16 protein-coding genes and 1 other RNA gene are annotated in these 26,935 nt (G+C 41.7%); 11 read left to right on the forward strand and 6 right to left on the reverse strand.

Translation table 11 applies throughout. The annotated features are described in order from the left end of the window. The first annotated feature begins 65 nt into the window (after nucleotides 1-65). Complete coding sequence (locus NDQ71_RS17445) at nucleotides 66-3,074, forward strand: EAL domain-containing protein (protein ID WP_301561939.1); 3,009 nt, start codon at nucleotides 66-68, stop codon at nucleotides 3,072-3,074. Nucleotides 3,075-3,200: 126 nt separating this feature from the next. Here the strand turns inward: NDQ71_RS17445 and NDQ71_RS17450 are convergent, their stop codons facing one another. Then, nucleotides 3,201-4,400, reverse strand: coding sequence for an aromatic amino acid transport family protein (locus NDQ71_RS17450; protein ID WP_084448070.1), 1,200 nt, complete (start codon nucleotides 4,398-4,400; stop codon nucleotides 3,201-3,203). Nucleotides 4,401-4,785: 385 nt separating this feature from the next. Between NDQ71_RS17450 and NDQ71_RS17455 the strand changes: the two genes are divergently transcribed. Next, a complete protein-coding gene (locus NDQ71_RS17455) occupies nucleotides 4,786-5,688 on the forward strand; it encodes a DMT family transporter (RefSeq protein WP_192540385.1) in 903 nt (300 codons plus the stop codon). Between the two features lie 30 nt (nucleotides 5,689-5,718). On the opposite strand, the gene NDQ71_RS17460 is transcribed toward NDQ71_RS17455, so the two are convergent. Continuing rightward, nucleotides 5,719-6,594 (reverse strand): OmpA family protein, encoded by an 876-nt coding sequence (locus NDQ71_RS17460; RefSeq protein WP_192540496.1) that lies wholly within the window; start codon nucleotides 6,592-6,594, stop codon nucleotides 5,719-5,721. A 223-nt stretch (nucleotides 6,595-6,817) separates the two neighbouring features. Here NDQ71_RS17460 and rnt point away from each other — a divergent pair, with 223 nt between their 5' ends. Beyond that, nucleotides 6,818-7,513, forward strand: coding sequence for a ribonuclease T (rnt, locus tag NDQ71_RS17465; protein ID WP_064665866.1), 696 nt, complete (start codon nucleotides 6,818-6,820; stop codon nucleotides 7,511-7,513). Here rnt and NDQ71_RS17470 read toward each other — a convergent pair. Next, nucleotides 7,497-9,122 carry a DUF342 domain-containing protein gene (locus tag NDQ71_RS17470; RefSeq protein ID WP_301561940.1) on the reverse strand — a complete coding sequence of 542 codons (1,626 nt, stop codon included), beginning with the start codon at nucleotides 9,120-9,122 and terminating at the stop codon, nucleotides 7,497-7,499. The two genes, rnt and NDQ71_RS17470, sit on opposite strands and share 17 nt — an antisense overlap. A gap of 279 nt (nucleotides 9,123-9,401) precedes the next feature. Here NDQ71_RS17470 and ssrA point away from each other — a divergent pair. The 4 genes from ssrA (at nucleotide 9,402) to NDQ71_RS17490 (ending at nucleotide 14,236) form a co-directional block, all read left to right on the forward strand. Beyond that, nucleotides 9,402-9,758, forward strand: a transfer-messenger RNA (tmRNA) gene (gene ssrA, locus NDQ71_RS17475). Nucleotides 9,759-9,989: 231 nt separating this feature from the next. Next, on the forward strand, nucleotides 9,990-10,427 hold the full coding sequence (locus NDQ71_RS17480) for a sulfite exporter TauE/SafE family protein (RefSeq protein ID WP_301561941.1): 438 nt from the start codon (nucleotides 9,990-9,992) through the stop codon (nucleotides 10,425-10,427). A gap of 22 nt (nucleotides 10,428-10,449) precedes the next feature. Further along, a complete protein-coding gene (locus tag NDQ71_RS17485) occupies nucleotides 10,450-12,450 on the forward strand; it encodes an Ig-like domain-containing protein (RefSeq protein ID WP_301561942.1) in 2,001 nt (666 codons plus the stop codon). Next, nucleotides 12,428-14,236 carry an Ig-like domain-containing protein gene (locus NDQ71_RS17490; RefSeq protein WP_301561943.1) on the forward strand — a complete coding sequence of 603 codons (1,809 nt, stop codon included), beginning with the start codon at nucleotides 12,428-12,430 and terminating at the stop codon, nucleotides 14,234-14,236. The genes NDQ71_RS17485 and NDQ71_RS17490 overlap by 23 nt, the downstream gene beginning before the upstream one ends. Before the next feature lie 114 nt (nucleotides 14,237-14,350). Here NDQ71_RS17490 and NDQ71_RS17495 read toward each other — a convergent pair whose 3' ends face one another. From NDQ71_RS17495 to mnmC, 3 genes are all read right to left on the reverse strand, one after another. Beyond that, on the reverse strand, nucleotides 14,351-15,835 hold the full coding sequence (locus NDQ71_RS17495; RefSeq protein ID WP_192542705.1) for a methyl-accepting chemotaxis protein: 1,485 nt from the start codon (nucleotides 15,833-15,835) through the stop codon (nucleotides 14,351-14,353). Then, on the reverse strand, nucleotides 15,832-16,686 hold the full coding sequence (locus NDQ71_RS17500; protein ID WP_192542704.1) for a transporter substrate-binding domain-containing protein: 855 nt from the start codon (nucleotides 16,684-16,686) through the stop codon (nucleotides 15,832-15,834). Before NDQ71_RS17500 ends, NDQ71_RS17495 begins: the two co-directional genes overlap by 4 nt. A 147-nt stretch (nucleotides 16,687-16,833) precedes the next feature. Beyond that, nucleotides 16,834-18,858 carry a bifunctional tRNA (5-methylaminomethyl-2-thiouridine)(34)-methyltransferase MnmD/FAD-dependent 5-carboxymethylaminomethyl-2-thiouridine(34) oxidoreductase MnmC gene (mnmC, locus tag NDQ71_RS17505; RefSeq protein ID WP_283711219.1) on the reverse strand — a complete coding sequence of 675 codons (2,025 nt, stop codon included), beginning with the start codon at nucleotides 18,856-18,858 and terminating at the stop codon, nucleotides 16,834-16,836. A gap of 177 nt (nucleotides 18,859-19,035) precedes the next feature. On the opposite strand from mnmC, the gene fabB reads away from it, so the two are divergent. The 4 genes from fabB to NDQ71_RS17525 all read left to right on the forward strand — a co-directional run bounded on the left by fabB (nucleotide 19,036) and on the right by NDQ71_RS17525 (nucleotide 26,922). Further along, on the forward strand, nucleotides 19,036-20,247 hold the full coding sequence (gene fabB / locus NDQ71_RS17510) for a beta-ketoacyl-ACP synthase I (protein ID WP_301561944.1): 1,212 nt from the start codon (nucleotides 19,036-19,038) through the stop codon (nucleotides 20,245-20,247). 112 nt (nucleotides 20,248-20,359) lie between these two features. Next, entirely contained in the window at nucleotides 20,360-21,478 is a 1,119-nt protein-coding gene (locus NDQ71_RS17515; RefSeq protein ID WP_301561945.1) for a 4-phosphoerythronate dehydrogenase, read from the forward strand. Nucleotides 21,479-21,528: 50 nt separating this feature from the next. Then, nucleotides 21,529-22,545: an aspartate-semialdehyde dehydrogenase gene (locus tag NDQ71_RS17520; protein ID WP_064665886.1), complete on the forward strand. Its 1,017-nt coding sequence runs from the start codon at nucleotides 21,529-21,531 to the stop codon at nucleotides 22,543-22,545. Nucleotides 22,546-22,860: 315 nt separating this feature from the next. Then, entirely contained in the window at nucleotides 22,861-26,922 is a 4,062-nt protein-coding gene (locus NDQ71_RS17525; RefSeq protein ID WP_301561946.1) for a FimV/HubP family polar landmark protein, read from the forward strand. The last annotated feature ends 13 nt before the right edge of the window (nucleotides 26,923-26,935 follow it).

The following is a 26,935-nucleotide window of genomic DNA, read 5'->3' on the forward strand; positions in this document are numbered from 1 at the left end:
GGGATCTGGTATATTTCTGTAGGTGAATTTAAATAAAAATAATTATTAAAAAATAAGGTTGTCCTGTGGTGTATAGACGCCCACCATCACGTTTTGGTGTAAATTCGTTAAGTATGAAACTCTCATTGCTGATTTCAGCTATCTGTTTAATTGCTGGGATTTGCGCTGCGGTGTTGATGCTCAAATCAGAAGAAAAACAGCTGGTATTTGAAGAGCATGAAATGCTCAAACATTCCAGTGAGCGTTTGATCCGGCAATTTAATAATTTAGTGAAAACTAAAATTAATATTGCCGAGCAAGCCAATAATGTAGTTTCTGGTCAGTTATTCCATAATTCATCGCAATTGGTGAGCAATCACAGTGCGCAACTGAGTTTTGAGCCTGATGGCAGTATCCGTAGCGCTTCTGAAGACGGTTTATCAGCGGCTTTTATGCAACAAGACAAGTATTCACCTTTTTATAAAAAACTGATTAATGATTCCGAATCGCTTTGGAAAATAGTCGCGCCTACTTTGATCCAAGATTTCTTTAACTTCTATTTAATTACCAAAGATAACTTTATCCGTATTGCGCCTCCTAATTGGGCCTTGAATGTTGCGGGTTCACATACATTTATCGATAACCAAAGTTTTAATTATGCGCAAGAAGCGCTTAACCCCACCCGCTCAGCAGTCTGGTCTAAAGTTTATTACGATAAAATTTGGCATAAGTGGCTGGTTAGCGTGCTGGTGCCAATTTATATTGAAAATGAATTTTTAGGGGTGACAGGCAGTGATTTAGCGCTAGATTCATTGATCTCACAATTGCCAATTGGCGATAACGAACAGCACTTGTTTGTGTTTGATAGCCAAGGGCAATTACTTGCTCATCCAAATTTGACTAAAAACCTGTATGAAGTCTACGGCCAAGCAAATAAGCCACTGCGCAGCCATGATTTTGTTAATGGCGATCTGCAAGAATTGATCAAGCAAACCATAAAAATGAACTTGCCGGAATACGCAGACTCTTTTGTGCAAGATGGTGAAACCCACATTATAAATATTCGTAAAGTTCAACATTTAGATTGGTATATTGGCATTTATAAAAAACGCTCATCAGCACTTTCTGCCCTTGAAGAGCTAAAAGTAAAGTTTTTTGGGCTGTTTATTTTATACGCTATTTTGGTGGCGCTATTGTTACATCAAGCATTGTATCAATTGGTGCTTCGTCGTATTCATTCACTTGTGCATGCGGTAACTAGCTTTGGTAAAGGCCACTTGCAAATCGAGTTTCCAAAAGAAAATAAAGATGAAATTGGTACTTTAAATGGCTCTTTTCGCGATATGGCGATTGAAATACGTAAGCTTATTGATGGTTTAAACCAACGTATTACCGAAAAAGAAATTGCTGAAAAAGCCGCTAATCGATTATCAAAAGCGGTGGCTTTCTCAGGTACTGGGGTGGTGATCACCGATCAACACTTTGTTATTGAATACGTCAATCCAAAAATGCTTGAAATGACTGGCTTTGATGAAAATCACTTTATGCAGTCGCCATTATTAAGCATTATTGCCAGCGAAATGGCTATTTTAGTTGATGACATTGATATTGATTTACGTAGTCGAAATTATTGGCGCGGCGATACCTTGATCCAAGGTTTAGATAAAAAACCAATCTGGGTGTCGTTGAGTATTTCACCTATTCGTGAAGAAGGTGGCAGCATCACCAGTTATGTTGCTTCTGCGCAAGATATTTCGTTTGTAAAAGAAAGCCAACGTAAAATGGAGCAATTAGCCTATTTTGATACCTTAACTGGGCTTGCTAATCGTACCTTCTTTAGAATGCAGTTACGCAAATCCATGGCGCTTGCGGAGCGCGGCCATTATGCGTTTGCCTTATTCTATTTTGACTTAGACGAGTTTAAACGTATTAACGATACACTTGGTCATGATGCGGGTGATCAGTTATTGATTGAAGTTGCGGATCGCTTAAAGAAACGACTTCGCGCTGAAGACACAATTGCCCGTTTAGGTGGTGATGAGTTTGCCGTGCTACTAAGCGGAATTGAACGCCAAGAACACGCCATGGATGTAGCGAATACCATCCAACAAACCTTAAATGCCCCCATTATGCTTGGTAATAACGAGGTTATTATTAGTGCCAGCATTGGTATTACTATGGCACCGTACGATAGTAAAGAAGAAGATCAGCTACTAAAACATGCTGATCTAGCAATGTATGAGGCAAAAGCAAAAGGACGTAATACTTACCACTTTTATAGCCAAGAGCTTAACGCTGCAGCTAATGAACGCTTGTTTATTGAGAATGAGCTACGTTTAGCCATTAAGGCGCAGCAGTTTGCTCTTTACTACCAACCGCAAGTTGATAGTCGCACTCAGCATGTAGTGGGCTATGAAGCCTTGATCCGTTGGTTCCACCCAACAGAGGGGATGATCCCTCCAACCAAGTTTATTCCTATCGCTGAGGCGACGGGTTTAATTGTTGAGTTAGGTGCGTGGGTACTCCAAGAAGCCTGCGAGTTTGCGGCTCGATTAGCGCTGCAAGGGCGAGAGAATAATATTTCTATTAACCTGTCAGCACGACAATTTAAAGATGCCAAACTTGTGCCGCTATTAGCATCGATCATTAAGAAAACCAGAGTGCCAGCTAAATGCCTGCACCTTGAATTGACTGAAAGTATGCTAATGGGCAATGTAGAGGCGGCAATAGCGCAGTTGCACCAGCTCAAAGCACTTGGCGTATCAATTTCAATTGATGACTTTGGGACCGGTTATTCGTCATTGAGTTACTTAAAGCGTTTCCCTGTCGATATTTTAAAAGTTGATCGCTCGTTTGTTAAAGATATTCCTGATGATCCTAATGACATGGAGATCACAGCTGCAATTATAGCGATGGCACAAAAGCTAAAATTAAATGTTGTTGCAGAAGGTGTTGAGACCATAGAGCAAGTGGAGTTTTTACAAAACAATAATTGCTATATCGTGCAAGGCTATTATTACAGTGCGCCGATTGCCGAGAGTGAGTTATCAAGCTTGTTTGAAAAGCTCAATGATCGGGTTGAACTCTCCCCATAATATTACGTTCATTGAGCAATAAAAAAGGCACCTGGGTGCCTTTTTTTGTTCTACAGGAAAAATTTATAACGCAGTTAGCGCTTTATTTAGCTCGCTAGAATGGTTAAATATTTAAGTCGGTTGGTATTAACCAATAGCAGGGATAAAGCCGGCCATTTGTAGGCCCTGAGCGCCGATAATAAGCACACCACAAAGCGCAGCAACTGCTAAGCCAATATTGCCACCTCGCACTGTATAGCCGCTTTTATCGCTGTTACGTTGCTTATAAACCATCGCAACGGGTAAAAATACAGCCAGTATCACCAAGGCGATAGCTGCGTACCCTAAAGCCATTATAAAGCCTTGTGGATAAAAGAGTGCAAACCCTAATGGTGGAATAAAAGTGATCAGCGCTGTTTTGATCCTATCTTTATTGCCATTACCTTTTTTAAAGGCATCTGCAAAAAAATCAAATAACCCTAAGCTTACCCCTAAAAAAGAAGTGGCTAGTGCTAGATCAGCAAACAAGTTAACCGCAGTGGCGACCGCTGAGTTGTTGGCAATATTGGCAATGCTTGCTACAAAACCCGGTAGGCCAGTACTTGTTAGTAATTCGGCTTGGCTCATCATACCTTGGCTAATTAATTGCCAAAAAATATAAATTACTAAGGGCAGGGCAGCACCAGTGATCATCACACGACGCAATGTTTTAATATCAAGGCCCACATACTTAACAATCGATGGAATAGAGCCATGAAAACCAAATGAGGTAAATACCACAGGAATAGCGGATAGAATAAGCCCTTGTTCAATCGGCATTTCGAGTAAGTGTTGACCGTGAACATAAGGCGTTAACATATAAAATAAGCTCGCCAATACTACAATTTTAATGCTAAATAGCACCCGATTTAGCTTATCGACTTTACTGGTGCCTAATGTCACAACGGTGCCAATTACAATAGCTAAAATGACAGAGCCGACTTGTGGAGCGATATCGAGGTGAAAACCAGTGTTTATTTTTTCTTGTAGCTGCGCACCACCGCCTGCAATATAAGCCGCACAAAGCGCATAGAATAAAAACATCACTGAAAAGTTAGCCAAATATTGGCCACGCTTACCAAGCCATGATTTTGCTAATGTATTTAGCGTGGCATCGCGATCAGCATGTTGATGTAGTTCAAGCATTAATAACGCGGTATAAGTCATTAACGCCCATGTTGAAATAATTAACGCTAATGCGGTTGTAAAACCCAGCCCAGCAGATGCGATTGGTAGTGCTAGCATCCCTGCGCCGATAGTGGTACCTGCAACAATTAACATGCTGCCGATTGTTTTATTTTTAAGCACTTTTTGCCCCTAAAACTTCGTGAGAGGCAGGCAAGATATAACTAGTTGGCACAAACTTAAATAGTTTTGTTATAAATCAAAGAAAATAAATGTAACTTATGATTTACAAGCTAGGCTAGTGAAGGCTGTTTTTACTATAAAAATCATTCAATGTGTTGACTTATTGTGCAGGTCTGCTATTTCTATAACTTCACTTTATTATTAAAAATTCTATTTATATGCAACACATAAACCGAGCCCTAACAATGCGCCCATGGCTGAATCTATCAGTTGTGCGTCCATTGCTGCGCTGCGGTTAAGTTGTTTTTACTAACCGCGATTTCAAAGCGGTTAGTGTTGTACTCCTTCCTCTTTGTTATCGCCGCCTTGCTAAAGGAATAAGCGTGTGAGCGTGAAAGCATCGTATTTTTTAATGGTTTTAATTTGGTCAACCACCCCATTGGGCATTGTCTGGAGTAGTGAGTCGGTCTCGCCAACACTCGCAGTGTTATTACGTATGTCGATAGGTTTAGTACTGGCTGCCTTGATTGTAGCAATTGCTAATATCCGCGTTCCTTGGCATCGTCGCGCGTGCTTTTTGTATGGCTACTCGAGCATCGGCATTTATGGTGGCATGTTATTGAGTTATATGGCTGCTAAAACGGTCCCTTCAGGGCTTATTTCTTTGATGTTTGGCTTAGCGCCTATTTTATCTGGTCTATTAGCACAGCGACTACTCAACGAGCCAAAATTTAGCGTTGTTAAACTAATTGCGTTAGCGTTTGCATTATTGGGGTTATTCTTGGTAAGTGAAAAACACATGCAAGGCTCATTAATGCAGATACAAGGCTTAGCCTACGTATTTATGGCCGTGTGCTTTTTTAGTTTAAGTGGCGTCATGATCAAGCGAGTAAAAATTGCCATTCATCCAATGGCAACCACATTCGGTGCATTGGTATTTGTAACGCCGTTATTTTTCATTACTTGGTGGCTGGTCGATGGCGAGCTTAACAGCAGTGCGTGGAGTGCAAAATCGTTATGGTCAATTGGCTATTTAGGGGTATTTGGTTCACTCGTGGGTGCATTGGCTTATTTTCATGTGTTACAAAAATTACCGGCAAGTACGGTCGCTTTGACGACCTTGATCACCCCAAGTTTTGCGCTAGGTTTAGGTGCATGGCTAAATAATGAAGCCGTAGATCAGCAATTGTTTATAGGGGCTGGTATTATCTTACTGAGTTTAGCGGTATTTCAGTTTGGTGATGGTTGGTTAAAGAAAAAGGCTAAGTTTACTAAACTTAACCCTTAATATTGGTAAAATGTAGCTAGCAAGTACTGGCTACATTTTTTCTATCTGGATCACTAAGCGGCGGTTTTTATCGCGGCCTAATATATTGTCGTTAGTTGCTATATGGCGTTTCTCACCAAACCCTTCGGTTTCAACTTTGCTTTCATCAATGCCTAAGCTCACCATATATTCTTTAATTGCTAATGCACGTTTTTTAGAGAGCTCTAAGTTATTCCAACGTCCGCCGTAGCTGTCTGTATACGATGCAATGGAAATCGCGGCAATACTGGTATCGTATTTTAAATATTCGGCAATTTCATCTAAGCGTTGTTGCGATGACTTGGTTAGCTTACTGGTGTTCGGCTGGTAGTTCATTACTGTGAACGAGATATCTTCAAAACTGTATGGTAATAATGCATCGCGGCACTGTAAAAATGCCCAATAGGCTTGTTTAAAGTTAATGCTAGATAATCCGACGGCAATTTTATCGGCACTATTTTGCCAGTCTTGGTAATAAAACGTAGGTTGATAGCCTTTTTCAAGCTCGGTTAACATTTCCCATGCGGTGTTATTGCCGAGTTCACCGTCAAACTTGCGGAGTAACTTCATATTGGCAATATCGCGTGCAGGCAAACCCGCCCGCCAAGGTGGTGGTACGGCTTTTAAGCCTGCAATACTGTAATTATCGGGGCGTACAACCATATCTAAGTTAAATAGCACGTTTTTGTTTTTACTGGCAGTGGCACTAAAAATAGCTTCGCCATAGTAGGGAACTTCATGATTTAACTGACATTGTAAACGAGTCGTTGTGACCATTTGCCATTGTGAGTTATCCGCTGTTGCAGTGTACTGACGCATGGCGGCATTGGCATTATAAGTTAATAGACCAATTGCTGTGAGGCTTATAGATAACAATGACAACTTCACCACGGAACTCTCCAACAGGGTTTACTTTAATCAAACTAAGCAGAGCCAATTAATTGGCGAGCTAAACATCAAACACGTCTAGCAACTGCAATTGTGACGCTAATTTAAATTAAAGCAATTTATATGCCTACAATTTATGAAATAATTAGTCCTGAAAGCCCCTAGCCGAGAGGGCATCAATTTTGTCATAATAACCAGCTAATACTGGCAAACCTAGAATACTATGGCAAATACTGAACAAACTCTTTTCGCAAAACGCTTTCGTGGCTTTTTCCCGGTGGTTATTGACGTTGAAACGGCGGGCTTTAATAAAGCAACCGACGCGCTGTTAGAAATTGCGGTGTCAGTATTAAAAATGGATGACGAAGGCTTACTCAGTATTGATCATACTGTGCACTTTCATGTTGAGCCATTTGAGGGTGCAAACATTGAACAAGCTGCAATCGATTTTAATGGTATCGATCCTTTCTCACCATTACGTGGTGCAGTTTCAGAAGAAGAAGCGATCAAAGAAATTTGCAAAGTAGTGCGTAAGGCACAAAAAGCAGCGGGGTGTCAGCGTTCTGTGGTTGTTGCTCATAATGCCGCGTTTGATCACGGGTTTTTAAATGCTGCTATCGAACGTAATAATATTAAGCGCACGCCATTTCATCCTTTTGTAAGCTTTGATACCACCTCTTTGGCGGGCTTAGCGCTTGGCCAAACGGTACTGGCAAAGGCATGCCGTGCAGCGGGAATTGAATTTGACAACAAACAAGCGCATTCAGCTTTGTATGATACAGAGCGCACCGCAGAGCTATATTGCTTAATCGTTAATCGCTGGCAGCAACTAGGTGGCTGGCCGCTGGCTGAAGAAGTGCCTGAAGAAATAGACCAAAATGATGACAGCGAAGACTCAGCCGCTAAAACGACTGAGTAATTTTACCTTCGCTCATTTTCACTGAGTGGGGCGGATAAATACGTGAAAAATGTTTTGAATCTTTTGCGATTTTAAGCTCCACACCAGGATGCATTAGCTCATTAATTTTTAAGCGACTTGTCGCTAAAAGCTGCGCGATCCTTTGTTTAACTAAATACTTTTTACGTTTAGTGTTAGCGATACGTATATCAATTTGCTGCTCACTTGCCCCTATCTTATCTAAAAACAACTGCCGCTTTGCTGGTACTGGAATTTTTACCGCTTTTTTACGAGCTTGCTTTAATGCCGCTGATTTAGTGGCTAAAAGTTTTTCAAAGTCAGCAATTTGTAATTGTTTTTGGCGCAAATCATGCCAATTTTGTGCGATGGAAACGCGTGTTTTAGTGCCAGACGGCGCACCTAGCTCACCGGTTTCAATTCGCATTGCATCTAAAATATTGCCACCGATAATTTTACCGCGCGGATCATTGGCTTTGCCGACGCGAATTAACCGACGTGCACTTAAATTACAATGCAGCGCTTGGCGTTCAATAAATAAGTCTTGCTCACTTTGGATATGGCAATATTGGGCGTAGCCGATAGAAATAGTACGGGCAGCTTTGATTGTACAAGTGAACGCCTCATCATTTTCACGTTTTCGACCAATCGCACCAAGCATGACTGTAACGGCACTGGCGCTGTTTATTTCGCCGGATTCAACAAAACCTAACACAGTAACATCACCGCTGGCATGCACGCGCATGCCATCTTTGATATCACCGCTGATGATCACACTACCATCAAAATTAACATGGCCGGTGCCAATATCAACATTATCAAAGCACAATACATCGTCAACACGCATGCCTCGGGGCAGGGCAACGGGCACACCTTTACTATCAGCAATCAATAAATTAGGGTTTGCAGGATCGAGTTTAGTGCCTTCAAACGGTTGTAAGGGTAAATCTTTTCCCGGTATTGCAGGCAGTACTTCACCAAACACTGTGTAGCCATCTTCGCCAGCGGTAGCCGCAATGCGCTGCATTAAAGGAGTCCCAGGTTTGACTGTGATGATGGCACCTAAGTCTCGCATATCGACCTTACCGCCTTCTTTTGCTTGCGGGCTTAGAACACGATCTTGTGCGGTGGAACATAAACGAACAAATTTCGCATCACTGCCTTCTTTTGGCCTGCGGCCATGAGCAACAATGGCTTTATAAGCAATACCAGCGGGTGTTTCAAATTGTTGGCCTAAAAAATTATCCAATGCACGGCAACTAATCCCTAGCCAAACACCTGCATCAACCAATACTTCACGGGCTTTTTCGATCGACATCAGCGCTCCACCTTTTGCAGTGGTTAAGGTGGCTTCTACGACCATATTCTTTTCATCAACGTGAATGAGTATAGACGCATCAAGCGCGCGGGCAATGATCAAAGAATCGGCGTGATAGTTTTTGTTGGGTGAAAATAGTTTGCCAATATTAGCACTGACTATTTCAAATTCTGCGAATTGTGACTGTTCAATTAATTCAATGAGCTGTGAACTAGTCACAGGGTAACCACTATTTTTAGGGTGCTCAAATAGTGATACAAAACCCGTTTTAGAGTCATGTATAAACAACGACATTTATAGACTTCCTATGTAATATGCCTGTTCTTATTATTTTCTTATTGGTTGTTGTTTAGCTAATACTAAATTCGGTATTTTCAAAACAGCAGCTATTTGAACATAACTTTCAGCGTATGTTAAGTAAATGCTTCTACCTGTGTTGTTTTTAATTAACATTTGTTTGATTGATAATTGTACGGTTAAACAGAAAAACAAAATAAACTAACGAAGACCCTTGAGTATCAGCGTGTTACTCAGTTATACTGCTTGCACGCTCTGAATGAGTTTACTAATTCAGGGGCTGATTAGGATTCGACGGAATTCATGAAGCCCAAGGTGCATGTCGAGGTGCGGTTTGCCTCGTTAAAAAGCCGCAATTTAAAGTAATCGCAAACGACGATAACTACTCTCTAGCAGCTTAGGCTAGCTAGCGCTCCTTCCATGTATTCTTGTGGACTGGATTTTGGAGTGTCACCCTAACACCTGATCGCGACGGAAACCCTGGCCGGGGTTGAAGCGTTAAAACTAAGCGGCCTCGCCTTTATTTACCGTGTTCGTCCGGGACTTAAAGGTTAATTAAATGACGATACTAAACATGTAGTACCGACGGTCGAGGCTTTTCGGACGGGGGTTCAAATCCCCCCAGCTCCACCAATATAGGTTTTTAAATTCGTTTGTTTAAAAACCCTAAAAAACCCGCAACTTGAGCAATCAAGTCGCGGGTTTTTTTATGCTTATAGCGAGGTGTTTTATTGTTTGAATAGCTGGTGGCCTGTTGCTCTTTGTTGTAATAAGCGTTTCATTTTACTGCTGCTTTGGCTACTCGCTTGTTGTTTTTAATCATGCTAACGTCATTATTCTGTTTTACTTGCCAAGTGGTCTTAGATGGAATTTTTAGCTGGTGATTTATTAACGCCGCTCAGCGTGATTGGGCTTATTATTTTGTCGGCTGTTACGTCGATGATTTCTGCGGCTTTTGGTGCTGGTGGCGGGTTGATGTTGTTGGTGGTGATGGCGTCGTTATTACCTATGAGTATTGTTATTCCGGTGCATGGGTTAGTGCAGTTGGGTTCAAATGCCAACAGGTTTATGCTGACTTTTAAGCACCTTGATAAAAGTATGTTTGTATACTTTTCACTTGGTGGGATTATTGGTGCGTTTGCTGCGTCGGCTATTGTGACACGTATTCCACTTGAATTGATGAAAATTGTCGTGGCGGGGTTTGTACTTTATTTATTGTGGGGCGTGACGCCAAAGTTGCGTGAAACCTCAGCTTTATGGCGCAGTGCTGCTGGTGCTGTGACAACCTATCAACAGTGTTAATGACATACCGACTATAACAGGTGTGCCTAGTGGCGCAGTCAATGAAAATTCGCAGTATAGCTTTATTCCAACGGCCACTGATAACGATGGCGACAATCTTAGTTTTAGTATTGAAAATCAACCGCAGTGGTTAGCATTTGATACAACAACTGGGCAGCTTTTAGGTGTGCCTAGTAATGCAGATGTTGGTAGTTACACTGATATTACCTTATCAGTGAGTGATGGAGTTGCAACGCAAAGTTTAACGCCATTCACACTCACCGTGGTAAATGTTAATGATGCACCGATGATCAGTGGTACACCAACGCTTACAGTTGCTCAAGATGTGAGCTACAGCTTTATGCCAACGGTGTCAGATATTGATAATTCAAACCTCATGTTTACCATTGTTAATAAACCAAATTGGGCCACGTTTAATAGCGCAACGGGTTTACTAACCGGGGTGCCAAGTCGCACTGATGTTGGTATCCACAGTAATATTTTGATCACCGTAACAGACGGAGATCTCAGTAATACACTTAGCCCATTTAGTATTGATGTTACTTATGTCAATGCCCCCCCTGTTGCTAATGATATGCAGCTTACTATTGATGAAGACACGAATATCAGTATTAGCGCAGATGTTAGTGATAGCGACAATGATAATTTAGTGATTGAAGTGGTAACGCAACCACAATTTGGTAGTTTAATGCTACAGGGCCAAGTGTTTAGCTATCAGCCGCAAGCTGATTATCATGGCAATGATAGTTTTAGTTATTTAGTTACGGATGGTGAAGCAAGGTCAGCTATCGCCACCGCAGCAATTACTATTCGCTCAATCAATGATACCCCTGTTGCGGAGCCTGATAGCTTTAGCCTGCCTTATCAGCAAAGTGGTCGGTATATGCTTGATGTGTTAGCAAATGATAGTGATGTTGATGGTCATGCTATTACGATTGTTGGCGCTAAGGCATCGGTCGGAACGCTAAGTATTGTTGAGCAACAGTTACAGTATGAGCTGTCGGCCAGCATTCAAGGTAGTGTAACAATTGAGTATATAATCACAGATCCTGAGCAAGCACTAAGTACTGGCACTGCAATTGTAACAATCACTGATGGGGCCGAAAATGCACCTAGTATTACAGCCCCTGCAGATATTTTAGTTAATGCAACCGGCTTATTTACCCGAGTTGATCTAGGCACTGCGATGGCCATTGATAGCCAAGGTAATCCACTTGCGGTATCTGTGCTCGATAATAAGGTCATCTTCGCACCTGGTATCCATCAAGTATATTGGCAAGCGGTTGATAGTAATGGTCGAGTAGCGATTGCGAGTCAGCAGGTTAGGGTTAACCCGCAAGTGTCTTTAGCTAAAAATAGAATTGTGGCGGAGCAACAAAACTATACAACCCATGTTTACTTAAATGGGCCGGCATTGGATTATCCAATGGTGGTGCCTTATACCATTTCTGGCAGTGCTGATGCAGACGACCATGACTTAGTTAGCGGTGAAGTTGTCATTGAATCGGGTGTGATGGCAGACATTAATTTCACCGTGTTTGCTGATAACGTCGTTGAGGCAGATGAAACCCTTATAATTACATTAGATGAAAGCCTTAATTTAGGAGGTCAATCTTCTAATACCATCACCATATCTGAGGCGAATATAGCGCCTAATGTTAGTGTCATGATCAGTCAAGGTAGTGAGCAAAGGCCCTTTGTACTCGCTAATGATGACTTGGTTACAATTACAGCTATGGTATCCGATAACAATCCTGACGATAGCACATCAATCAGCTGGCTTGCTGATGATGAGCGAATTATCAAACAAGCAAGTTCTGAGCATGAGTTTACTTTCTCAGCGAAAGATCTCGATATTGGCGTCTACACAGTGCAAGTGACAGCAACCGATGATGCTTCGCAAAGTCTGGCAACTACAGTTACGGTCTACTTTGAAGTTGTGGCTGGATTGCCTGAGTTGACTAACACAGATACAGACAATGACTTATTGCCTGATAATTTTGAAGGCTATCAAGATTATTGATAATAATGGCTTAGTTGATCATTTAGACGCAATTAGCGCATGTAATGTGATGCCTGAGCAAATAGCTGAAACATCGCAATTCCTTGTGGAAGGTGAAACTGGAGCATGTTTAAGAAAAACCTTTACCCAGACCGAAAATATTACTGCAGCAATGCAAATATTTGCCGATCAGCTTCCTGAAGATCTCGCAATGATAAATACAGGTGGGTATTTCAGTTTTGTTGTATCTGAGCTTGAACGTATAGGAGATAGCTATCGAATCGTATTCCCACAACGGATGCCAATCCCTGCAATGGCTGTATATCGTAAGTTTATTAATGGTGAATGGATAAACTTTAATACTGACAATGGCGATCAGGTCTATTCTGCCCATGGCGAACGTGGTTACTGCCCTGCACCGGGAAGTACACAGTGGCAAGTTGGCTTAAAAGAAGGAGACTGGTGTGTGCAATTACTAATCACCGATGGTGGCGATAATGATGCAGACGGAATTCAAAATGGGCAAATTCTTGATCCTGGCGGTGTTGCAGTATTAATGGGCGAAAATACACAGCCAATCACTCAGCCTGACTCAATCACCATCGCGGTTGGTGAGCAAATGATGTTTGATGTACTTAGTAATGACACTGATGCGGATGGTGATACACTCATATTAACGGGTGCCATAGCGGACTTTGGCCAGATAAGTATTGTTGATAACCAAATACGTTACCGCGCACCTGCTGACTTTATTGGTACAGATACGCTCACTTACAGTATCTCCGATGGCCAAGGCGGCACCGCATTTGATAATGCGAAGGTGAGCATTATTGTCAACAGTGCACCCACAACGGCAGCTGATACAGCGGCAACCAATGATCGCACACAAATAGTTATTGATGTTTTAAGTAACGATAGTGATATAGATGGCGACCTATTAACTGTTACAAATGCAACGGCTGTACAAGGTTCGGTGACTATCAACGCCGATAGTACATTGAGCTATCAGCCAAAAGCAGGTTTTGAAGGTATTGACCTCGTTGAATATACAGTTTCAGATAGTAAAGGGGCAACCGCTAAAGGTGAGGTGAAAGTGACTGTTAAAGCTTATCAAGCCACTATAATTGAAAATAGCTCTTCTGGGAGTTTAGGTGGGGGGATTGTGTTGCTTATAATTGGCGCCGTGCTCCTTCGTCGTCAGCCAAAACTTGCGCCTTGGGCATTACTTGCAACGGTTAGTATCATTAACCCGCCTGTATATGCAAGTAACTGGTCTGTTGATGGCACACTTGGGAAAGCCGCCGTTGCGGGCGCTATCAGCTATAAGGAGCAAGATGAATTAGTGCGCAGTGAGTATGACGATAGTGATGTTAGCTGGTCTATTGGCGCATATTATACTTTGCCAACGAATTGGCAGTTTGGAGTGCGTTATATCAATTTAGGTGAGGCTCAGAATACGTTTATTGGTGAAACGCTTGACCCTGCAACTGCACAAGCAGACTTGGCAACTACCGCACCTATCTTGTCACAAGGACCAGCAGTACAACTGGGATATGTGCTGCCGCTATTTACTCAGTTGAAAAGCAAAGTATATGTGGGCGCATTTAGGTACCATTATACAATCAACAGTCAACTAAATTCGCAGCCAATATCTGAGCACTATGAGAGCAATACTCGGCCATATTTTGGCGCGCAATTAGCTTACTCACTCATCGAAAGTACAGCCATTACACTAAATTACACTCATTACCAATTGAGTGAGAATGACGTAAACGAATGGACTCTTGGTTTACAGTATCAATTTTAGTGATCTTTAAAGTTAACTATCGGCAATAACAATGTCGATAGTTAACGTGCCAGTGTTATTAAGTGCTCGAACTAACAAGTGATATCAGTTTCATTTTAAATGCCATTATGAAATTTAGTATTTAAATAACCCCAGTTTTGCGACAATCCCTTGTTCAAGATCATTGAGTTGCTTTATCGTATCGTCGAGGTGCTCAGCTTCTTGGGCAAGCGATTTTGCGCCATGATTGATTTTTTCCATAGTGACTAATATTCCTTGTGTAACAAACGTTTGCTCTTCTGAGCTTGCCGCAATGCGTTCATTCATCAGATTAATTTCATCAACTTGCTGCGCAATGTTATGAAAAATGCGCTGGCTTTGTTGGTTTGCAGTCGTCACTTGATTACTTACATGTTTACTTTTTTGTGTAGCAGCAACACATTCACTGGCGTTGGTTTGCAGTGCAGTAATAATGTTTTCGATTTCAGATGTGGAATGATAGGTTTTGCTTGCAAGTGCGCGAACTTCATCAGCCACCACAGCAAAGCCACGACCAGACTCTCCCGCCCGAGCGGCTTCAATGGCAGCGTTAAGCGCCAGTAAGTTAGTTTGTTCGGCTATACTTTTAATTACATCAAGTACTTGGCTTATCTCGCTGCTGCGACTATCAAGTTGCTCTACCACTGTTGAAGTATGATCTAATTGATTTTCAAGATCGCTTATCAAGCTGCTGTTATTACCCATCGATAGCTCACCGTCTTGGCAGAGTCCTTGTACTTGTACTGTTTGCTCTGCTGTTTGCGTCGCGCCAAGTGCAATCTCCTTGGTGGCAGATGTTAATTGGCTGAGTGACAAGGTAGCGGCATCGGTTAATTGGTATTCTTGCTCGGCTTCATGTTTAGATCGCACTGTTGCTTCGTTGACTGCTGCGGCAATCACTTCAAGCTCAGTGGCTGTTTGGCCAAGACTGGCGATGATCTGTTGAACCTCATTAATAAAGCGATTAAACCCTGCGACTAAATGTCCTATTTCGTCACTTGATTGATAGTTGATACGTTGAGTTAAATCGCCAGAGCCACGGGCAAGTTCATCCACCAATTGATTAACGCTGACAATCGGTTTAATGATCAGTATGCGGCATACGCTAAGAATAATAATGCCTAACAAAGCAAATGAAATGGCAAGAGTGATAACCATGGTACTTAATGCTTTGTTGATGCTGTTATTTAATTGATCTTGGCTAAAGCTAATATGAATCGTGCCAATTTGTTGCTCTGAAAATGTCAGTGCGATGTGTTGTTTGAGCAATTGCTCCGTTGCAGTACTGGGTTTATCGAGTCGTCCGAGTTCAATACCTCGATGATCAATAACAGTGAGCTGTTGAATATCTGAGTTTTTGGCAAAAGCGTGCAATATTTGTGCTATCAGGGGTTTATCATAGGAAAATACCGGCTCAGCTAAAATAACCGTTAATTGCTGTTTTATCGCATCAATATTGTTGTGCCATTGCTGTGTTTCATCATTCTTTAGCAACATGTAATTAGCCCCAATTACAAAACTAAAAGTAACAAGTAAACATATACTCAGCGCGGTGATTATTTTTCTTTGTAATGATTTCATGGTGTGTTGCTGCTTTCGTTAAGTGGATCAAACCACAGAGAAGGCTGTGATAGCGGCGTGTCTGATGACAAACTAGGATTTTCTAATGGGATCACTGTGCGCGCTGCTAAGTTTGCTTTAGCTAGTACCATTTGCACTTGGCTGTCGTCAAAAAACATACTGGAAAAAGTACCATCGGCAATCATCGCTTGTAATGCGTTACTAAGCTGGTTAGCGAGAGTGTGGTTATCTTTCGCAACAAAAAAATATAGCGGTGCGGTGTACTTTAATAAAATATAGGGGTCAACGGTCAGATTTAATTCTTGATGAGTGGCTATTTCATCCCATGGTTCGTTGACACCACGAGGAAAGTAGTCAAAACGATTACCTTCAAGCATAGGGAAAAGGTTAGGGTATTTAAGCGTGGTAAGTACCTCTAAACCATTGGCTTTTAAAATTTGTGTATCGGGCCAAGTTTTCCCTTGTCCGGCAGAAAATTCTTTAAGTTCAGAAAGTTGGGTTACATGTTTAAATATATCGCGATTTTGCTGGGTGACAATGGCGACCCGCATGCCAAGCAAGCCTCTAAATAGCGGAATATAAATAGCTTGATAGTCTTGCTCAAGTTGTTGGGAGGTCATACTCCACATCACATCTAACTGACCATTTTTTACATCATTTAAAATACGCGCATTTGAAATGTCTTTATCACTTTCATAAGGATGGATATAGGTAAGGTTTTGCCTTGCTAATGCGGTTAGTAATAGCTTGTGCGGTAACGAAGTATCACCAGAATAACTTTGTAATTTGATTGCGGCGGCGTTGCAATAGTGACTGCCGAAGAATATCAATATATAGAGTAAATAGCGCATAAAGGCCGTGTTGTTATTATTGTGTTAATAATAAACTACGACGCTTTTGTTATAAGCTCAACAGTTTGTTTTATGCATACGTATTCAAGCCACTTCGTCGTCAAGCTGTTATTATTTTTTGAGTTCCGACACGCTATGTTTGTTAAGTTAAATTTTATTACGGATTAAATCGCGAACAATAAAACGAGCAGGGTGGATTGCTTGGCTTACTCGCTCACTTAATGGCAGTGGTTCATCGTTAAGTGCAGCAATTAAATGTTCCGCACACAAAGGCGCGCTGCATAAGCCGCGAGCACCAAACCCGGTTAAAAGGTGCAAACCTTGCTGCGGTTTTTGTAAGGCTTGATATTGGTAACGTTTACCCAAACGTAAATTGGCAAATGCTTGTATATAATCACTTTGCTGCGCCCATTCCCCCGCCATTGGCAGATGATCAATAAAACTGCACCGTACCGCGGCTTTGGCTGCAGTGACTTTTCCTAAGCTAGTTGCAAACTCGGTTTGCCCATAAAAGTTCAGTAGTTGCTCTCGGTTAGTTTGGTTGTCTTGCTCGGTGACCGCTCTGCTTTTTGAATTTTTCTCGAACGTTGCGCCCATGCAATGGTGGTCTAAGTATGCGGGAGTAAAATAACCTTTATGGCATAACACTGTTTTTAGCTGGCGTGATGCTGCGCTTGCTTGCACATGAGACACTTGACCACGCACGCCAACAATCGGCAAAGACTGAGTTTGTGCAAAGCGATCGCTGTGCTCACCCGCGCAAATAATAACATCACTAAATGGGCCAAATAGTTGTCCGTGACTTTTTAGTAACCAACCTTGTGAGGTTTTCTCTAGTGCTTCGATGTCACAATTAAAATGGCTCTGAATAGCAGTAAGCGCTTGAGCTTGTTGAAACAGCGCATTCACTAATTGAGGGGGATTTACCCAACCACCCAGTGGAAAGTACACACCAGAATAGCCTGTGCATACACCGGCAATTTCATCACCTTGCTCTGGCGTTACGCTGTGCATGAGCTCAGTTGGCCACAGCTGTTTGTTTTCAATATTTTGATGACGTTCGGCCAGGGGTTGTTTTACTGCATGCTGCAGGACCCCACACCATTGGTGATCATAGTGAAAGCCATTCTCAGTAAGTTGCTGATAAAGTCGCTTTGCATATAAAAAGCTATGTGCAAATAGTTCACTGTGCGGTGAATTCTTGGCTTGTAAGTGTGGGTAAACTGCGCCCTGCACATTATGTGATGCGCCCATTGCAAGTTGCGAGTCTTGGCAAAATAACTGAGCGCCGATACCGCGCTTGGCTAAGCTATATATAACCGCGCTACTGGCAATTCCCCCGCCAATAACCGCGACATTGCTTAATGCACTTGGCTGATGAGCAAAGTAAGCTGGCGTAGAGTGTGCATCATTAGCTTGTGTTAAATAACCAGTTAGCATTTCTCTTTTATTACCGTGGCCTTTTACTTTTTGTACTGTAAATCCGGCCTCTGCAAGCCCTCTGCGGACAAAACCTGCTGCTGTGAAGGTGGCAAAGGTTGCACTAGTGCGAGAAAGATTCACCATTGCGTTAAATAGTGATTGTTGCCACATTTCGGGGTTTTTACTCGGTGCAAAACCATCAAGATACCACGCATCGATAAGCCCCTGCGCAGGGCTACTCATTGTTGCAATCGATTCTTGTACATCACCAAAATGTAAATCGAGAATAATCTGGCCATTATCAAATTCAAGACGATGGCAGCCAGCGAGGTTTATCGGATATTTTTTTAATAACTGGTCAGTTAAAGGGGCTAAAGTTGGCCACACTTGCAAGGCTTTTTTTAGCTCTGTCGCTTTAATCGGGTACTTTTCAAAGGAAATAAAATGTAAGCGTTTCACGTTTTGTTGTTCTAAATTGTGAACTTCTCGATTAGGATGCTGCCTATTGGTTAAATGATTTTTAAATTGCTGCCAGGTATTTAAAAAATTAAGTCCAGTACCAAAACCTGTTTCTGCAATAACAAAATGAGTTTGGTCATGATTTTGTAACCGATACGGCATATTATTTTGTTGATAAAAGACATAATCGGACTCAGACAGGCCATCATCGTTTGAAAAATAGACATCGTTAAAATTGTCTGCGACGGGTGTACCTAAGTTATTAAAGTGGATTTCAGCGTTTTTGATCATGGCATGCAATAAATGAGTACTTTTTTTCATTATTTTACGTGTTTTCTTTGAAATAGTCTGGCGTTATTTATAAGCTAGAGGTTCAGAGTACAAGTGTACGCTAGAAAGCTGACCACTTTGTCGTAAGTTTCAGCGTAAAATAGAATACAATTTAGTATCAAGCTAAGGTAATTACCCATGAGAAGAGCCGTTATTACGGGCATCGGTGTTGTATCAAGCATCGGTAACAACAAAGAAGAAGTATTAGAATCGTTAAAAACTGGTAAGAGTGGTATCGCTTTTAACCCAGAATTTGCTGAATATAAGTTACGTAGTAACGTATCGGGCAAAATTGATATTGACGTTAAAGAGTTTGTTGATCGTAAAGCAATGCGCTTTATGGGCGATGCCGCAGCTTATTCATATATCTCTATGGCTGAAGCTATCGCAGATTCAGGGTTGTCTGATGAGCAAGTATCAAATGAGCGTACGGGGATCATTGTGGGTTCCGGTGGTGGTTCATCTAAATGGCAAGTAGAAGCCGCTGACATTTTACGTGAAAAAGGCGTAAAACGTGTTGGTCCTTATATGGTGCCACGTACTATGGCCAGCACAACGTCTGCGTGTTTAGCAACACCGTTTAAAATTAAAGGCGTTAACTATTCAATCAGTTCAGCCTGTGCAACCTCTGCACACTGTATTGGCAACGCAGTAGAACAAATCCAATTAGGTAAACAAGACGTTGTTTTTGCCGGTGGTGGTGAAGAGCTACATTGGACTTTAGCAATGGAATTTGACGCCATGGGTGCACTTTCTACTAAGTACAATGAAACGCCAGAAAAAGCATCTCGTACTTACGATGCTAACCGCGATGGTTTTGTTATCTCAGGCGGTGGCGGTATTGTAGTGGTTGAAGAACTTGAGCATGCCCTTGCACGTGGTGCGCACATTTATGCTGAAATAGTTGGCTACGGCGCGACTTCTGATGGTTATGACATGGTTGCTCCTTCTGGCGAAGGTGCTGCACGTTGTATGCGTCAAGCAATGCAAGGCATTGACAGCATTGATTACTTAAATACTCATGGCACATCTACACCGGTTGGTGATGTTAAAGAGCTTGGCGCGATTCAAGAAGTATTTGGTGGTAAGTCACCAATGATCAGCGCAACAAAAGCAATGACAGGCCATGCACTTGGTGCGGCTGGTGTTCATGAAGCTATTTTCTCGTTACTTATGTTAGAGCACAACTTTGTTGCGCCTTCAATTAATATTGATGAGTTAGATGAGCAAGCTGCAGGCTTAAACATCATCACTGAGCGTAAAGACGTTGAGCTAAATACTGTTATGTCTAACAGCTTTGGTTTTGGTGGCACTAACGCCACATTAGTAATGAGTAAATATAAAGGCTAATTTGGTTCAAGCTAATTAGTTTAGAAGCCGAGCAACTTGCTCGGCTTTTTCGTTTTCAAAACTGGCCTATGTTCGTTACAATAGCGGCTCTTCGTGCCAACTGGACTTGTTAATGAAAATTCTTGCGGATCAAAACATGCCACTCGTTGAGCAATACTTTGCTGATTTTGGTGAAGTAACGCGTTTTGACGGTCGTACATTGCAAAGTGAACAGCTAATAGATGTTGATGTATTATTAACGCGTTCAGTCACGCAAGTGAGCGAGGCACTGTTAAGCCACGCAAATAAATTACAGTTCGTCGGTACGGCGACCATTGGCATCGACCACATTGACACGGATTTACTTAATCAACGCGGTATCACTTTCTCCAGTGCTCCAGGTTGTAATGCTGTTGCGGTTGCTGAGTACGTGATCAGTAGCTTGTTTGCACTGAGCCAAGAAAATGCCATTAGTGTGCAGGGTAAAACCATCGGGATTGTCGGTGTTGGTAGTATAGGCAGTTGTTTACGAGAAAAACTCGCAGCACTTGACGTAACCGTGCTGCTGTGTGACCCACCCAAGCATGAAGCTGGGCAACTAGCAGAGCATATTGATATAGATGAGTTACTCGCTAAAGCAGATATAGTTACTTTTCATGTGCCACTGGTCACTACTGGCAAGCACAAAACGTTACATTTAATGGATAAAGCTCGTCTAGCTGCACTTAAGTCAGGCACTATCGTGATCAATGCCAGTCGTGGCGATGTCATTGATAATCAGGGGTTGTTAGAAGTGATGCAGAACGGCGCTCAATTAGATTTAGTGCTAGATGTATGGGAAAACGAGCCGAACATCCTGACTGAACTACTCGATTATGTGCGTTTTGCCAGTGTGCATATTGCTGGGCATACCCTTGAGGGTAAAGCTCGCGGCACGCAAATGCTCTATCAAAAACTGTGTGAGCTTAAAGACGTACAAGCAGATAAAACGTTAGCTGATTTTTTACCAGTACCTGCCATTACCCACGTCACTTTACAAGAAACCTTCAGTGTTGCTGACTTGGGGCAATTGCTCCATCTTGTTTATGATGTGCGTCGTGATGATGGTATTTTACGCCGTAATTTAGCAACAGACGGCTTTGATAGTTTACGCAAAAACTACCCGATCCGTCGTGAATTTAGCACTGTAAACATCACTGGCGCGAAACATAATAAAGCACTGCTATCAGGGCTTGGTTTCGTAACCGAATAATCTAATTTTAAACAGCGGCCATAAGGGCGGTTGTTAAACGAGGAATACACATGTCACAAAAATATAATGTTGTCGTACTTGGCGCAACAGGCCTTGTTGGCCGCCAAATTATTGAAACGTTAGAAGATCGTAAATTTCCAGTTGATCAATTATTTTTATTGGCAAGTAGCCGAAGTGCGGGTGAAGATATTAAATTTCGTGGTGAAACCATCGAAGTACAAGACGTTGCAGGATTTGATTTTAGCCAAGCCCATATTGGCTTGTTTTCAGCCGGTGGCAGTGTATCAGAGCAATACGCGCCTATTGCAGCTGATGCGGGTTGTATCGTAATTGATAACACCTCACATTTTCGAAACGATTTTGAAGTGCCATTAGTGGTGCCTGAGGTTAACGCTGCAAGCCTTGCTGATTTTAGAAACCGCAATATTATTGCCAATCCAAATTGCTCAACCATTCAAATGATGGTGGCGTTAAAACCAATTTATGATGCGTATGGGATTGATCGTATCAATGTGTCAACGTATCAAGCAGTCTCTGGTGCGGGCAAGCAAGCCGTTGATGAGCTAGCTAAACAAACGGCTAACTTAATGAATGCTCGTCCAATCGATAGCGAACTATTTCCAAAGCAAATGGCGTTTAATGTTATTCCGCAAATAGATGCTTTTGAAGATAATGGCTACACTCGCGAAGAAATGAAAATGGTTAACGAAACTCATAAAATTTTAGGTGACACAACAATCGCTGTTAATCCTACATGTGTTCGTGTGCCGGTCTTTTTTGGTCACTCTGAAGCGATTAATATCGAAACCAGAATGCCGTATGACTTTGAACACGTTAAGCAATTACTTAACGATGCACCTGGCCTTGAATTAATTGATGATGAAGGCGATTACCCTACACCGGTTTCTGATGCCAGTGGTAACGATACTGTGTATGTGGGTCGTTTACGCCAAGATATTTCTCATCCCCATGGCTTAAATATGTGGGTTGTGAGCGATAACACCCGCAAAGGTGCTGCAACCAATAGTGTGCAAATAGCTGAAGAGCTAATAGCTAACTACCTTTAATTTATAAGTAAAAAAGCGGCTTTTTGCCGCTTTTTTCTTTTTTAGCTGCCAAATAATTGCCGCATAGCCGCTAAAAGCGTATAAACTTAATCTTAACGAAAACAAACTCTTTCAGCTGATAAAGTTTAAGCTATTACGTATCAAAGTGTTGCGATGGATATTAGGACGCAACTGGTTTATAGTCAGCAACTGGAATAGAGCTTGCAAGAAAAACTCAATTAACTATTTATGTAAGTTATTTCTGTAAGAAATAATCAATGTTTAAGCGCCTAATTACAAGGTGCTGCGTTAACATTTAAACATTAAAGGATCAGCATGCGCGGTTTAGCTTCACTCTTCTTATTAGCGTCTGCATTGGTGGTAACACCGATATACTCCCAAGACGGAGCTCAATTAAAAGGGCCTAAGGGTGTCGATTATGGCGTTCAAGGGCGTTCAATTGGGCCAATAAAGCCAACTGATACATTATGGCGTATTGCAGCAAAAATACGACCAGATAACTCGGTCAGTATTTATCAAGTTATGCAGGCTTTGTATGAAAAAAATCCTCAATCTTTTTTAGATCAAAACCTTAATCATATGCGCGATGGCGCGTATCTAAAAATCCCAACCTTAACTGAAATTCAAGGTGTAAGCCCTGAACTTGCTAAGCAGCGCTCTGAGCAAGATGATGAATTGTGGGAAAAAAAGAAAAACGGCACGTTAACGAAAAGTGAGATCAACGCATCACAAAAGAAAGTCACCCAAGCGCGTAAAGTGGGTGTTGATGAGGCAAAGCAAGAATTAAAACAAGAAATCAACAGCATAAAAACGCAGCAAGGCACGCAACTGGTTGAGCTACAAAAACAGTTCAAATCATCTGTGAATAATGTTGAAGAAATATTAGTTGAAAATAACAAATTAAAGCAACAGCTTACAGGTGTTTCTAAAGAACTTGAAAACATTCGTGAACAGCTTGGTCAAGACAGCGAAATTCAACGACAACTGAAAGAATTAATAACCAAACAAAACGAAATTATAGAGCAACAAAATGCAAAAAAGCTCGAAGAGACTAGCGAATTTGATTTTGCTGGACTATTAGCCAATCCGCTAGTTCTCATTCTGTTAATGACCATACCGGCATTGTTGGTCATCTTTGCAATCGTGATGTTTTTGCGTAAGCGTAATAACAAACAAGATGAAGATGTTGATGATGATGAGTTTTTACCACAAAGCCCAAGTTATACCGCCGATGAAGATATCGACTTAGGCCCTTCACTTGATCCAATTATTCCAGATCCAGTTCCTGGTGATATTGATGACTTAAGTGTGCAGTTGGACGATGATGACAAGGATATTTTACCGGACGACGATGACATTATTTTTGATGATAATATCGATGATGAATTTGAAGATGGCGACAGTTTATTAAATCAAGATGAACTAAATGGTCTACTGAGTGATGACATCGTCTTCGATGATGAACATAAAGAGCAAGATGATGAGCTCGATATTTTCATGCAGCAAGATTTTGACAAAGCAGATGATGATAGTTTAGGCGATGATATCGACTTAGATATGAAAGCTGATGCTGACGACGGTGATATCTTAAGTGCTGCTGATCTAGACGACTTATTTGCCAATGACGTTGAACAGCCTGCAACGGCTGAAGCCGATGACTCGCTTGATTCAGATGATGATTTAGCAGCATTGAGTGAAGAATTGGCCGATGATGATTTTGATATTGATGCATTGATTGATGAGCAAAGCAGTAATAAACCCGCAGAGCCTGAACTTGCCTCAGAAGACGATGAATTTGATTTAGACGACATTGATGGTCTGATTGATGAAGCAGCGAGTGACACTAGCAAAGCTGAGCCTGAATTAGTTGAAGAAGACGATGAATTTGATTTAGATGATATCGATAGTCTGATTGATGAGACTGCTGCTGAAGACGTTAAGCCAGAGCCAGTTGAAGAAGACGATGAATTTGATTTAGATGATATCGATAGTCTGATTGATGAGACTGCTGCTGAAGACGTTAAGCCAGAGCCAGTTGAAGAAGACGATGAATTTGATTTAGATGATATCGACAGTCTACTTGATGAAACTGCTGCTGAAGACGTTAAGCCAGAGCCAGTTGAAGAAGACGATGAATTTGATTTAGACGATATCGATAGTCTGATTGATGAGACTGCTGCTGAAGACGTTAAGCCAGAGCCAGCTGTAGAAGATGATGAACTTGATATAGATGATATCGACAGTCTGCTTGATGAAACTGCTGCTGAAGACGTTAAGCCAGAGCCAGCTGTAGAAGATGATGAACTGGATGTAGATGATATCGACAGTCTGCTTGATGAAACTGCTGCTGAAGACGTTAAGCCAGAGCCAGCTGTAGAAGATGATGAACTGGATATAGATGATATCGACAGTCTACTTGATGAAACTGCTGCTGAAGTCGTTAAGCCAGAGCCAGTTGTAGAAGATGACGAACTGGATGTAGATGATATCGACAGTCTGCTTGATGAAACTGCTGCTGAAGACGTTAAGACAGAGCCAGCTGTAGAAGATGATGAACTTGATATAGATGATATCGACAGTCTGCTTGATGAAACTGCTGCTGAAGTCGTTAAGCCAGAGGCAGTTGTAGAAGATGACGAACTGGATGTAGATGATATCGACAGTCTGCTTGATGAAACTGCTGCTGAAGACGTTAAGACAGAGCCAGCTGTAGAAGATGATGAACTGGATATAGATGATATCGACAGTCTGCTTGATGAAACTGCTGCTGAAGACGTTAAGCCAGAGCCAGCTGAAGAAGATGATGAATTTGATTTTGGTGATATTGATAGTTTATTAGATCAGCCGACAGATGCTAAATCTGAGCCTGAACTCGGCATAGATCCTACCGAAACAGAGGATGAGTTAGGTGATATTGAAAGTTTAACGGATGAAGCGCATAACACGCAGCTTGATGAAGCACTTTCTGACTCGATGGAAGAATTATCGAATGTAGAAGATGAACTTGATATTGAAGAAGCTGAATCGATAGCTTCAAGTCTAGTTGATGAATCAGACGCTGGATCAGAACCTACAAGTACAGATGATGATTTATTCTCACAAACAAGTGAAGAATCAAGTGACGATTTGCTCGACGAAGACGATCTATTAGATGAGTATGACGATCCTTCACTCAAAAGTGTTGATGATTTACTTAATGAATTACAGCAAGAAGATGATTACGTTGAACCACCACAATGGTCTGATGTTGATGAACTTGACGATGAAATTGAGGAAGTTGAAATTGACTTGGGGGATGACCCCCTTGCAGATGAAGAACTTGATGATGAATTTGATCTAGCATTAGAAGATGAGCCGCTGAGCGCAGATGCTGTGACGCCGAGTGTAGAGCTTGATGACTATCCAGAACTTGAACTTGATGATGAAGAAGCTGAGGATAACGAGGCACGCGATGATGAAGCTAATGCCGATTCGCCTGAGCTGCAACTTAGTCAAGCAGAGCAAGATTTGGCTGATGCAATGGCGACAGGGCAAGACTTAGATAGTTTAGAACAAGATTTTGACGATGAGTTATTAATCGAAGATGAGTTACTTGCTGAAGATGAACCATTAAGTGAAGAGCCGCAGCTTAACGATACTCTCACGACTAATGACGATGTTAAAGAAGCTGAGACGGACGCTGCAGATGAGACACTGTTAGATAATGAAAATCACAGTGCTGAGCAAGTAACAGATGATGAAGATGATTTGGCCGTCGAACTTGACGAGCCGTTTGAGCAACCGCCAGCGCTTGATAGTAACTTAGATGCACAACAAAATGATCTATCAGACGACCAGCTTGATGATGACTTTATGGCTGATCTTACGCAAACAGATTTTGATGCGTTATTAAGTGAGTTGGCTGAACCAGAGCCGTTAGATATTGATGAGAGCAGTGATTTCGACGTTGATTTTAATGCACTGCTTAGTGAAGATCTTGCGGAACTTGAAGCATTCTCTGCAACTGATGATATGGGCTTGGCGGAGCAAGTAGATGAAGAAATAACTGCACCTAACAACAGTGACGAGCTCAAAGATGATTTTGTAGATATTGATTCATTGCTTGAACAAAGTGACGATGCAAGTTTAGATCATGAACCTTACGATGATGTAAATATGGATGTTGGTTTGAGTGAGTTTGACGCTTTATTAGCGGGCGATAACCCAACAGATGTTGATTTAGAAAGTGGTGGTTTTTCAGCTAAACTCGACTTAGCCCGTGCTTACATTGAAATAGGTGATATGGACTCAGCGCTAGATGCTATTGAAGAGGTTATTGCCAATGGTCCTGAAGAGGTGCAAGAAGAAGCGCTGGGTTTAAAAGCTAAAATAGTTTAATACTATTTTAATT

The sequence above is a fragment of the Pseudoalteromonas sp. KG3 genome, from assembly GCF_030436385.1.
GTDB lineage: Bacteria > Pseudomonadota > Gammaproteobacteria > Enterobacterales > Alteromonadaceae > Pseudoalteromonas > Pseudoalteromonas prydzensis.

Coding starts and splice junctions, on each gene's coding strand:
- rnt (WP_064665866.1), top strand. CDS start 6,818: ATGGCAAATACTGAACAAACTCTTTTCGCAAAACGCTTTCGTGGCTTT.
- NDQ71_RS17470 (WP_301561940.1), bottom strand. CDS start 9,122: ATGTCGTTGTTTATACATGACTCTAAAACGGGTTTTGTATCACTATTT.
- NDQ71_RS17480 (WP_301561941.1), top strand. CDS start 9,990: ATGGAATTTTTAGCTGGTGATTTATTAACGCCGCTCAGCGTGATTGGG.
- NDQ71_RS17495 (WP_192542705.1), bottom strand. CDS start 15,835: ATGAAATCATTACAAAGAAAAATAATCACCGCGCTGAGTATATGTTTA.
- NDQ71_RS17500 (WP_192542704.1), bottom strand. CDS start 16,686: ATGCGCTATTTACTCTATATATTGATATTCTTCGGCAGTCACTATTGC.
- mnmC (WP_283711219.1), bottom strand. CDS start 18,858: ATGATCAAAAACGCTGAAATCCACTTTAATAACTTAGGTACACCCGTC.
- fabB (WP_301561944.1), top strand. CDS start 19,036: ATGAGAAGAGCCGTTATTACGGGCATCGGTGTTGTATCAAGCATCGGT.
- NDQ71_RS17515 (WP_301561945.1), top strand. CDS start 20,360: ATGAAAATTCTTGCGGATCAAAACATGCCACTCGTTGAGCAATACTTT.
- NDQ71_RS17520 (WP_064665886.1), top strand. CDS start 21,529: ATGTCACAAAAATATAATGTTGTCGTACTTGGCGCAACAGGCCTTGTT.
- NDQ71_RS17525 (WP_301561946.1), top strand. CDS start 22,861: ATGCGCGGTTTAGCTTCACTCTTCTTATTAGCGTCTGCATTGGTGGTA.